Here is a 10,385-nt window from a genome sequence, read left to right as displayed (position 1 = left end):
ATTTTATCGCCACGGTTCATCCCTATGACAGCCTGCCACAGGACGAATTGGCGCGTGTCGCCGGTTTCTTCGGTCGCAGGGAATATGCCGCCGGAGAGACGGTTTACGACATCGATGAGGCATTGCCGGGCTTGTTTCTGATCGAAAGCGGCGTGGTTCAGGTGCGTGACCGCAATGGCGAGTCGGTGTCCGAGCTGGGACCGCGCAACTCTTTCGGGGAACGCGGGCTGCTGCGCGCTGGCCGTGCCGTGACATCGGCCAGCGCGGTTTCGGAAGCGGTGATCCTGGTGCTGCCACGGCGGGAATTGCTGCGGCTGATGGAAGCGCATCCGGGTTTCGCCCGATTTTTCGATCGCGGCAGCCGGGCGGTGATGCGGGCTTCCGATGCGGCGATGATGAAGGTCGGGGAGCTGCTGTCGGGGAAACCGCGAAGCTGCGGCGCGGACATGCCGATCATCAAGGCGGCAGGAATGATGCGCGACGCGCGGGTCAGCAGTCTGGGCATCGTCATGGATGATGGGCGGCTGACCGGGATTGTCACGATCCGTGACATGTCGAATCGCGTCGTTGCCGAGGGCCATGATCCGCAGGCGCCGGTTTCAGAGGTGATGACCCCGGATCCGGTCAGTCTGCCAAGCTCGGCGCTTGGTCTCGATGTGCTGAATATCATGTTCGAACGCGGCATCGGTCATTTGCCGGTCGTCGATGACGGGCGCTTCGTGGGGATGATCAGCCAGACCGATCTGACGCGGGTGCAGGCGGTATCCGCGTCGGCGCTTTTGCGCGATATCGCGCAGGCGAAGACGGTGGGCGAGATGGCCGAGACGACCGGTCGCATTCCCGGGCTGCTGGCACAGATGGTCCGGGCGCATCAGCGGCATGAGATCGTCACCCGGATGATCACCGATATCACCGATGCCGTGACCCGCCGATTGCTTGAGATGGCCGAGGCGCGGCTTGGTCCCGCCCCCGCCGCCTGGGCATGGGCGGCATGCGGCAGTCAGGGCCGGCAGGAGCAGACCGGGATCAGCGATCAGGATAACTGCCTGATACTGGCCGAGGCGAGCGATCCGGCGGATCCCTATTTCGAAAGCTTCGCGCGGTTTGTCTGCGACGGGCTGAACGAATGCGGTTATGTCTACTGTCCCGGCGACATGATGGCGGTCAATCCGCGCTGGCGGCAGCCCCGCGATGTCTGGCGCGGTTATTTCCGCGACTGGATCGCCCGCCCGGATCCCGAGGCGCAGATGCTGGCCTCGGTCATGTTCGATCTGCGGGCCATCGGCGGCGATGCGTCGTTACTGCGGGGGCTGCAGACCGAGACGCTTGAACTGGCGGCGCGGAACTCGATTTTCGTGGCGCATATGATCTCGAACGCGCTCAGGCATCGCCCGCCTTTGGGGTTGATCGGCGGCTTCGCGACCATCCGGCACGGCGCGTATCGCGATCATATCGACATGAAGCTTGGCGGCGTGGTGCCCGTCAACGATCTGGCGCGGGTCTATGCGCTTCAGGGCAGGCTGACGCCGGTGAACACGCGGGCAAGGCTGCAGGATGCCGAGGCGAAAGGGATCATTTCCGGCAGTGGCGGGCGCGATCTGATCGCGGCCTATGACCTGATCCAGACGGCGCGGCTTGAAAATCAGGCTGCTCTGATCCTGTCCGGTCGGGCGCCCGACAATTTCCTGTTGCCTGCCGATCTGCCCGATTTCGAGCGCAGCCATCTGCGGGACGCTTTCGTCGTCGTCAGGGGAATGCAAGCGGCCGTGAGCCATGGAAAGGGGATTCCGGGATGAACGCCATGTCGTTCGAATTGCTGGGTGCGATTATCGCGGGGATCGGGGCCGGGGCGTTGATCTTTGCCCTGATGCATGCCGCGCGCAAGGCCGGGGTTCCCCTGCCGAGATGGCTTCTGCCCGCGGCTATCGGGCTGACCATGATCGGATATTCGGTCTGGAACGATTATAGCTGGTTCAGCCGCGCGAAAGAGCAATTGCCTGCCGGGGCGGAAATGCTGCTGGTGGGGAAAGACAATTATCTGTGGGCGCCCTGGACCTATGTCGCGCCCGTTATCGTGCGTTTCGCCGCGATGGATCCCGGCAAGATCACCGATGCCGGGGAGGATATCCGGCGGGCAGAGATCATGCTGATAGAGCGGCGCCGCCCGACGGTGATCGTGCGGCAGAATTTCGATTGTGCGAAAGGTATGATCTCTGTCGCTGGCGGTGATTGGCAAAAGGCGGATGACGATCCGGCTATCGCCATCGTTTGTGCCGGGGAGGCCGGATAATGGCGGATATTCTGGTGATCGAGGATGAGGAAAATATCGCCATCGCACTGGATTTCCTGTTGACCCGTGACGGACACAGCCATGCGCGGCTTGCCACCGGGGCCGGAGCGATTCAGCAGATCCGCGAACGATCCCCGGATCTGGTATTGCTGGATGTGATGCTGCCCGAGGTATCGGGCTATCAGATCGTGCAGGATCTGCGGGCGGATCCGGCCTTGAAGGATATCCGGGTGCTGATGATGACCGCGCGCGGTTCGGTGGTCGAGCGGCGCAAGGGGCTGGCGCTTGGCGCGGACGGGTTCATTGCGAAACCGTTTGAACTGTCCGAACTCCGGGCCGAAATGGCACGTCTGCTGGAGCGGAGATGAAACGCCGGATCGGTCTGCGCCTGCGTGTCCTGCTGCTGTTCGCGGGCTTCGCTGTGCTGCTGCTGGCCGGATCCGGTCTGTCGCTATGGGCCGAGGCGCGGCGGCTGCCGGGTGAGGTCATGGCATCGGGTGACACGCTGGACGTGCTGATACGGACGGGCGTGATCCAGTTTTTCGGCATCCTGACAGGGACAGCCGTGCTATGGCTGCTTGTCGATCATCATATCGTTCAGCCGATAGAAGGTCTTGCCGGTTCGCTGCGGACCTGCCGTCCTCCTGATGTGATGCGGGCGCGGTATCTGGGCGATCTGGGTCCGGCAATTGCCGATGCCGTCGAGGAACGGTCCCGCACGCAAGAGGCTCTGGACGAGGCGGTGGCGGCTCAGGGAGCGGAGTTGCAGCGTGAAAAGGAAACGCTGGAATCCATCTTTGCCGATTTCGGTGCTGGCGCCATAATGGCCGACAGCAAGGGGCGCGTGATCTTCTATAACGCTGCTGCTGCCCGGTTCCTGCCGGGGCTGGCGCTTGATCGGAAACTGTCGTCGCAGATCGCCCCGGCTGTGATCGAGGCCGCGCTTGCCCGTCTGGAGACAGGGGCGGGGGCGACCGATCTGGCTTGTCTGGCTCATGACGGGATGCGTCTTTCCGGGCGGATAAGGCATATCGGCGAGAATATCCTGCTGATTTTGCAAGAGCGCCTGTCCTCTGGTTCCGCACCGCATGAGGCGTTGGAGGCATTGCGGCGCCACGCGGCGACGCTTGTGCCCATGCTTGATGCTCTGGACGGGCCGATTCCGCAGGATCTGGCGCAGGCGATACGTGCCGAAGGTCAGGGACTGGCGGCCACTGCCCGACAATTGACGGACTCGATGACGGGCGGTGCGGCTGTTGCGCGTGCGATGCCGCACGAACTCGTTGCCGGGCTGACGCTGCGGGACGATTTGCCGCAGCAGGCGGTGCGGGCAGAGGCGGCCTCGATGAATGCGCTTTTACGGTTCCTGAATGGCCGGCTTTCGGATGAGGTCGGCACTCCGTGGGTGCAGGCAAGAATGACCGGTCAATCCGAATTGCATCTGCTGCTTGAATGGAAAGGGAAGGCGTTGCCGGTGGATCGTCTGGATGAATGGTTGTCCGAAAGACCCGATCCCGGTCAGCCCGATCTGACGGGGGCCGAGATTCTAGCGGCTCATGAGACGGGTATCTGGCCGGAATCCGATCCGTCCGGCTCTCGTCTGGTTCTGCCCCTGCAGGTGCTGGGGGCGGCGGATGACGCGGTGGGGCTGACCTATGATTTCGGTCTGGCATCGCGGGGTGGCTCATCGTTGCGGCTGGGCGATCTGACCTGTGTGGTCTTCGATACCGAAACCACCGGGCTTGAGGACAGCGACCGCATGGTGCAGATCGCGGGGCTGCGGATCGCGCGCGGCAGGCTGACGGGCGAAAGCTTCGAAACGCTGGTCAATCCCGGCCGCGCGATCCCGCCGCGCGCGACGGCGATTCACGGGATATCCGACGCAATGGTCGCAGATGCGCCCGGCCCGGATATGGCACTGACATCATTTCACCATTTCGCGCAGGATGCGGTGCTGGTCGCCCATAACGCTCCCTTCGACATGGGAATGCTGCGCAATACCGGCATGGGACCGGATTTCGACAACAGAGTGCTGGATACGGTTCTGTTATCGGTCATGATCTGGGGTGGTTCGGTATCGCATACGCTGGATGCGCTGGCCGAGCGTCTGGGGATCGTCATCCCGCCCGAAAAAAGACATACCGCCATGGGCGATGCCCGGGCGACGGCCGAAATTTTCCTGAGCCTGATCCCCGCGCTGGAGGCCAAGGGGATCACCCGTTTCGAGGATGTCAGGGCCGAGGCGCGGAAACACCGCCGCCTGATCCGTGACGTTAACGGCTCCCGGAGTTGAAGAAAGATCCGGCGGCGCCCGAAACGTTCAGAGTTCGAATTCCGGCGCGTCGGGATCGACCGGCAATCCGGGGCTGGGCCGTGGTTCGGGAATGTCGGAATCCGGAAGATTTTCGTCGATCGGCGGAGGTGGAGGCGCCTCTGCCTTGCGCCGGATGATGATATCGCCGTTTTCCAGCCGCTCGGGTGCCTGATAATTGCGCAGATCGTCGATCTGCACCCGCAAATCCTTCAGCATCGGGGTCAGGTTCTCGAATGCGCCGGACATGTCCTGCCCAAGCTGGTCCAGTTCGGGGCCCATGTCGCGCAGAAGCTCTTCCAGCAATGAACCCATGCCGCGTTCGATCGGATCGCCGCCGTCATCCTGAGATGTGCCGTCATTCGGCGGCGTGTTCCGTGGCGCTTCGTCACCTTGCATCGGGGGTTGCCACATATCGGGCGTATCCTGCGCATGGGCGGACTGTCCGGCGAAAACTGCCAGAACAAGCGGGACGGCAAGGGTCAGACGGCGCAACTGCATTGCTGAAAGATGGGAGATGCAGGCGGTTTCTGCAAGAGCGCCGGATATCGAGGTCGGCGTGATTTCGCGCTTATCCCTGACTTGCGGCCATGGGTTTCTGCATGGCGCGGAAGTTTTCCCATGCCTCGTTCAACCGGCGGGTGCGGGATTCTGCAAGGCGGACGGCCTCGGGCGGAAGGCCGCGGGCGATGGCGCGGTCGGGATGGGCTTCAAGGACCAGATTGTGCCAATGTTTCCGGGCTTCGGCCAGCGGTGTATCCGGGGCAATGCCAAGAATTTCGCAGGGCGGACAACCTGCCTTCGGGTCGTGACGCGCACGGATCGCGGTCACCGCGGCTTTGGACAGGCCGAAAATGCGCCCGACCTCGTTGATGAAGTCACATTCTGCCTCGTGCAGATCGGCATCCGCGAGCGCGATGATGAACAGCCCCTCGATCACATCGGCCAGAACCGGATCGCCGACGGGAAACATCGCGGCAATGCGACGTGCCCAGGCATCGAATCCCGCCACATCCTGCCGGGCCAGATCGAAGACCCTGGCGGCGTTCTTTTCCTCGGCCCGGGGGATGATGAACACGCGCCGGAATGCCGAAACCTCGGATCGTGCAATCGCGCCGTCCGCCTTGGCGAGTTTCGCGCCAAGGGCGATCACCGCGATCGTGAACGCGACCGAGCGTTCCGGCGGAATGGCCGTGCGCTGCCGGCCCAGCAATGCTGCCAGCCGATCACCGATTCGCTGCCAGAAACTGCGGGGTTTCGGCAGGTTGGGGCAGACGGGTTGATGCGGGCTCGTATCCATGTCCTCAGATTAGCGGCTATGAACGTGCAGCGATAGTGCCGGGATTATCAAGATGATCGGCTTTTAGTTGAATTTTTCATGAGTCGGGCGGCCATGCCGGACCAATGGGAATTTCGCGCGGGCGGAAGGAGGACAACCGCCCGCGCCTCGCCGGATAATTTACCCGGCGAGATAGGTATCAAGAGCCGCGCGGGTCCCCTGTTCGTAAAGCAGGGTCAGTTTGCGCGAGAAAACCTCTTGAAAGCGTGTGTCGTCGGCAAGCGCGCCGAAAACCGTTCGGTTTCCAAGGAAGGCGACAGGATTCCGGCGAGATGCGAGCGCGAATTCGCGCAGCACGTCGTGATTGTCGTCATTCGGCGGGATCTCGCGGCCTTGTTCATCCGTGCGTTCGCAATAGCGGCACCAGAAGGCGACCTCCTGCGCCAGCCCGTCGATAGCGCGATCATCCGCAAGCGCATCCTGCACGGTCGGCAGGATGAATTTCGGCTGCCGGTTCGATCCGTCCAGACAAAGCCGCGCAATCGTGTCGCCGATCTTCGGATTGGCGAAACGATCCACGATCAGCTCAAGGTAATCGCCGTAATCGACACCCTCGATCGGGGCGAGCGTCGGGATGATCTCGCGGGTTTCAAGCGCGCGCAACCATGCCTCGATCTGCGGATCGGCCATTGCGTCATGGACGAAATGATGCCCCAGAAGCGCCGAGGGATAGGCAATGGCCGCATGGCCGCCGTTCAGGATCCGCAGTTTCATCAATTCATGGCGGCTGACATCCCGGACGAATTGCACCCCGGCCTTTTCCAGCGGCGGGCGGCCTTGGGGGAAGTTATCTTCCAGCACCCATTGCCGGAAAGGTTCGCAGACCACCGGAACCGGATCTTCGATGCCGAAACGCTCCTGGACCAATGCCCGCTCGCGGTCCGAGGTGGCGGGTGTGATGCAATCCACCATCGAATTGGGAAAAGCCACATTCTCCTGCACCCAATTCGCAAAGGCGGGGTCGGAAAGCCCGGCCAGCCCGATCACGGTGCGGGCGCAGACATGGCCGTTTTCCGGAAGATTGTCGCAGGACATGACGGTAAAAGGCGCAACGCCGGCCTTGCGGCGATTGCGAAGCGCGGAAAGGATCATTCCGAAGACCGTTTGCGGCTGGTCGGGATTCCGGGCGTCATGGGCGATATCGGGATGGCCGGTATCAAGGCCGCCGGTAGTGGCGTCCACGTAATAGCCGCCCTCGGTGATGGTCAGCGAAACGATACGGATCGCCGGATCGGACATGGCGGTAATGACGGCTTGCGGATCGACCTTGGCGAAATCCACCATCGAGCCGATGACGCGGGCATTCAGCCCTTTGGGATCCAGTTCAACCAGAGTGGTCAGCCAATCCTGCTTTTGCAGCTTTTCGCGCATCAATGCATCGCCCGGACGGACGCCCGCGCCGATCAATGCCCAGTCGTGCCCCTCGCCCTGCGCGAATAACCGGTCAAGATACCATGCCATATGGGCGCGGTGAAAATTGCCGACGCCGACATGCAGGATGCCGGGCCGGAGACCTGCGCGGTCATAGCCCGGATGGACGACGCCGGAGGCGAGATCGTTCAGTGTCGATTGTGCCAGAGCCATAGCCATGACGAAGCCTTTCGTCCGAATTCCCGGAACCTTGCCGGGCAGAGTGGAGGAATTGGCGGGCGCAAGCGGGCAAACCCGCCCCGCCCGCCAAGAGATCGGGTCAGATACGATTGCCGTCCTTGCCGAAACGATGCAGCTTGTCCTCTTGGGGGGTCAGCCAGATTTCATCGCCGTGATACAGGTCGATTTCGCCATCGGCGCGGACGGTGATCGCATCGGCGATGCCGGTTTCCTCGACATAGAAGAATGTGTCAGAACCCAGATGCTCGCTGACGCCGATCCGGCCTTTCCATTTGCCGCTCTCGGTCGAGACGCCGATATGCTCGGGCCGGATGCCGATGGTTTCGGCGCCATATTCCGCAGCCGTCGGGCCGGTCAGCAGATTCATCTTCGGGCTGCCGATGAAGCCCGCGACAAAGACGTTGCGCGGGTTGCGATACAGTTCCATCGGGCTGCCCACCTGTTCGATCCGGCCCGCTTGCAGCACGACGATCTTGTCGGCCATGGTCATCGCCTCGACCTGATCGTGGGTCACATAGATCATCGTGGTTTTCAGGCGGTTATGCAGCTCGCTGATCTCAAGCCGCATACCGACGCGCAGCGCCGCGTCAAGATTTGACAGCGGCTCGTCGAACAGGAAGGCCGAAGGCTCGCGCACGATGGCGCGTCCGATGGCGACCCGCTGGCGCTGGCCGCCCGACAATTGCCCCGGACGGCGGTCCAGATAATCGGTCAGGTTCAGGGCCTTCGCGGCGGCGTCGATCCGGCGTTTCTGCTCATCCTCGGGCATTCCCGCCATCTTCATCGGAAAGGCGATATTCTTGCGCACCGACATATGCGGATAAAGCGCATAGGATTGGAACACCATCGCCAGACCGCGCTTGGCGGGCGATGCCTCGGTCGCATCCTGTCCGTCGATCAGGATACGTCCGCCGCTGACATCCTCTAGTCCCGCGATCAGCCGCAACAGCGTCGATTTCCCGCAACCCGAGGGGCCGACGAAGACGACGAATTCGCCATCCTCGATATTCAGGTCCAGCGGCGGGATGACTTCGACTTCGCCGAAACGCTTGGCGACATTCTCAAGAGTAATGTTTCCCATGACAGGTTTCCTTTACTTCACCGCGCCGAAAGTCAGGCCGCGGACGAGTTGCTTCTGGCTGAACCAGCCAAGGATCAGGATGGGCGCGATGGCCATGGTCGAAGCCGCGCTGAGCTTTGCGTAGAACAGCCCCTGCGGGGACGAGAAGCTGGCGATGAAGGCCGTCAGAGGCGCGGCATTCGTCGTGGTCAGGTTCAGCGTCCAGAAGGCTTCGTTCCACGCGAGGATCACGTTCAGCAGCAGCGTCGAGGCGATGCCCGGCACGGCCATCGGGGTCAGGACATAGATGATCTCGTTCCTGAGGCTGGCGCCGTCCATCCGCGCGGCTTCAAGAATCTCGCCCGGAATCTCGCGGAAATAGGTGAACAGCATCCAGACGATGATCGGCAGGTTCATCAGCATCATGATGGTGACAAGGGCGATACGGGTATCCAGCAATCCCATGCTGCGCAGTCCCAGATAGACCGGCACCAGCACACCGACCGCCGGCATCATCTTGGTGGACAGCATCCACATCAGCACGTTCTTGGTGTTTTTGGTCGGCTGAAAGGCCATCGACCATGCCGCAGGAATGGCGACCGCCAGCCCCAGAAGGGTGGAACCGACCGCAATCACGACCGAGTTCCAGAAATAGCGCAGATAATCCGAGCGCGTGTTGACATCGATATAGTTCTGAAGCGTCCAGTCGAAATTGAACCAGACCGGGGGCGAGGCGATAGCCTGCGCTTCGGTTTTGAACGAAGTCAGGATCGTCCAGATGATCGGAAAGGAGATCAGCAATCCGATGCCCCAGGCGGCGACGGTGATCAGGGCGCGCTGGCCCGTGGTGGTTTTCCTCGCCATGTCACAGCTCCAGATTCTTGCCGACGGCGCGCATCAGGAAGAAGGCGACGATATTGGCGATGATGACGGCGATCACACCTCCGGCGGCGCCCATGCCCGCATCGAACTGTTTGAGCGACAGGTTGTAGATGAAGAACGGGATATTGGTGGAGGCATAGCCGGGGCCGCCCGCGGTGGTCACATAGATCTCGGCGAAGACCGCCAGAAGGAAGATCGTCTGGATCAGCACCACGACGGTGATCGAGCGGGTCAGATGCGGCAGGGTCAGGTAGATGAACCGGCTGAGCCAGCCCGCGCCGTCCATCTCGGCCGCTTCCATCTGTTCGCTGTCCAGCGATTGCAGGGCGGTCAGCAGGATCAGGGTGGCGAATGGCAGCCATGCCCAGGCGACCATGATGATGATCGACAGAAGCGGCATGGTCGACAGGAAGTCGATCGGTTGCAGGCCGACGGCGCGGAAAAGATGCGCGAACAGCCCGTTGACCGGGTGCATGAACATGTTCTTCCAGACCAGCGCCGAAACGGTGGGCATCACGAAGAAGGGCGAGATGACCAGAATGCGGACGATGCCCTGACCCCAGAACTCCATGTTCAGAAGCAGCGCCAGAAGGATACCGCCTACCGTTGTGATGACCAGCACGCCCAGTACCAGAACCAGCGTGTTGATCAGCGCCGGAATAAAGGCCGGGTCGGTCAGGAAATAATAATAATTCTCGAAACCCGTCCACGAGGCCGGAGGGGTGAGGATGTTGTAGCGGAGGAACGAGAAATAGATCGTCGTCCCGAGCGGAATGATCATCCATGCCAGAAGCAGGATCACCGAAGGTGAGATCATCAGCCGCGCCGCCTTATGAGCGCGTTGCGTCGCCATGAGAGCTTCCTTTGGATCGGGTCGGGCCGGGCATAGGAC

At 62.0% G+C, this 10,385-nt stretch carries 10 protein-coding genes; 4 read left to right on the top strand and 6 right to left on the bottom strand.

All coding sequences use genetic code 11. The features are described from left to right. The 4 genes from D3P04_RS22790 to D3P04_RS22775 all read left to right on the top strand — a co-directional run. The coding region (locus tag D3P04_RS22790; RefSeq protein WP_119752185.1) for a DUF294 nucleotidyltransferase-like domain-containing protein at positions 1 to 1,796 on the top strand (1,796 nt) is incomplete at its 5' end. Beyond that, positions 1,793 to 2,290, top strand: coding sequence for a hypothetical protein (locus tag D3P04_RS22785; RefSeq protein ID WP_119752184.1), 498 nt, complete (start codon positions 1,793 to 1,795; stop codon positions 2,288 to 2,290). The genes D3P04_RS22790 and D3P04_RS22785, both read left to right, overlap by 4 nt. Further along, positions 2,290 to 2,658, top strand: coding sequence for a response regulator transcription factor (locus D3P04_RS22780; RefSeq protein ID WP_119752183.1), 369 nt, complete (start codon positions 2,290 to 2,292; stop codon positions 2,656 to 2,658). Before D3P04_RS22785 ends, D3P04_RS22780 begins: the two co-directional genes overlap by 1 nt. Then, positions 2,655 to 4,583 carry a 3'-5' exonuclease gene (locus D3P04_RS22775; RefSeq protein WP_119752182.1) on the top strand — a complete coding sequence of 643 codons (1,929 nt, stop codon included), beginning with the start codon at positions 2,655 to 2,657 and terminating at the stop codon, positions 4,581 to 4,583. The genes D3P04_RS22780 and D3P04_RS22775 overlap by 4 nt, the downstream gene beginning before the upstream one ends. A 27-nt stretch (positions 4,584 to 4,610) precedes the next feature. Here D3P04_RS22775 and D3P04_RS22770 read toward each other — a convergent pair whose 3' ends face one another. The 6 genes from D3P04_RS22770 to D3P04_RS22745 all read right to left on the bottom strand — a co-directional run bounded on the left by D3P04_RS22770 (position 4,611) and on the right by D3P04_RS22745 (position 10,346). Next, the gene (locus D3P04_RS22770) at positions 4,611 to 5,096 is read right to left on the bottom strand and encodes a hypothetical protein (RefSeq protein ID WP_147391981.1); all 486 of its coding nucleotides are present in this window, start codon (positions 5,094 to 5,096) and stop codon (positions 4,611 to 4,613) included. A 76-nt stretch (positions 5,097 to 5,172) separates the two neighbouring features. Further along, positions 5,173 to 5,901, bottom strand: coding sequence for a molecular chaperone DjiA (locus tag D3P04_RS22765; RefSeq protein ID WP_119752180.1), 729 nt, complete (start codon positions 5,899 to 5,901; stop codon positions 5,173 to 5,175). Between the two features lie 159 nt (positions 5,902 to 6,060). Next, positions 6,061 to 7,530, bottom strand: a complete 1,470-nt coding sequence (locus tag D3P04_RS22760; RefSeq protein WP_119752179.1) for a mannitol dehydrogenase family protein — start codon at positions 7,528 to 7,530, stop codon at positions 6,061 to 6,063. Between the two features lie 100 nt (positions 7,531 to 7,630). Beyond that, on the bottom strand, positions 7,631 to 8,632 hold the full coding sequence (locus tag D3P04_RS22755) for an ABC transporter ATP-binding protein (RefSeq protein WP_119752178.1): 1,002 nt from the start codon (positions 8,630 to 8,632) through the stop codon (positions 7,631 to 7,633). 12 nt (positions 8,633 to 8,644) lie between these two features. After that, positions 8,645 to 9,475: a carbohydrate ABC transporter permease gene (locus D3P04_RS22750; RefSeq protein WP_119752177.1), complete on the bottom strand. Its 831-nt coding sequence runs from the start codon at positions 9,473 to 9,475 to the stop codon at positions 8,645 to 8,647. Between the two features lies 1 nt (position 9,476). After that, positions 9,477 to 10,346, bottom strand: a complete 870-nt coding sequence (locus D3P04_RS22745) for a carbohydrate ABC transporter permease (protein ID WP_119752176.1) — start codon at positions 10,344 to 10,346, stop codon at positions 9,477 to 9,479. Between the last annotated feature and the right edge of the window lie 39 nt (positions 10,347 to 10,385).

This window comes from Paracoccus onubensis (genome assembly GCF_003591515.1).
Taxonomy (GTDB): Bacteria; Pseudomonadota; Alphaproteobacteria; order Rhodobacterales; family Rhodobacteraceae; genus Paracoccus; species Paracoccus onubensis.
This window is presented reverse-complemented; position numbering and strand designations above follow the sequence as displayed.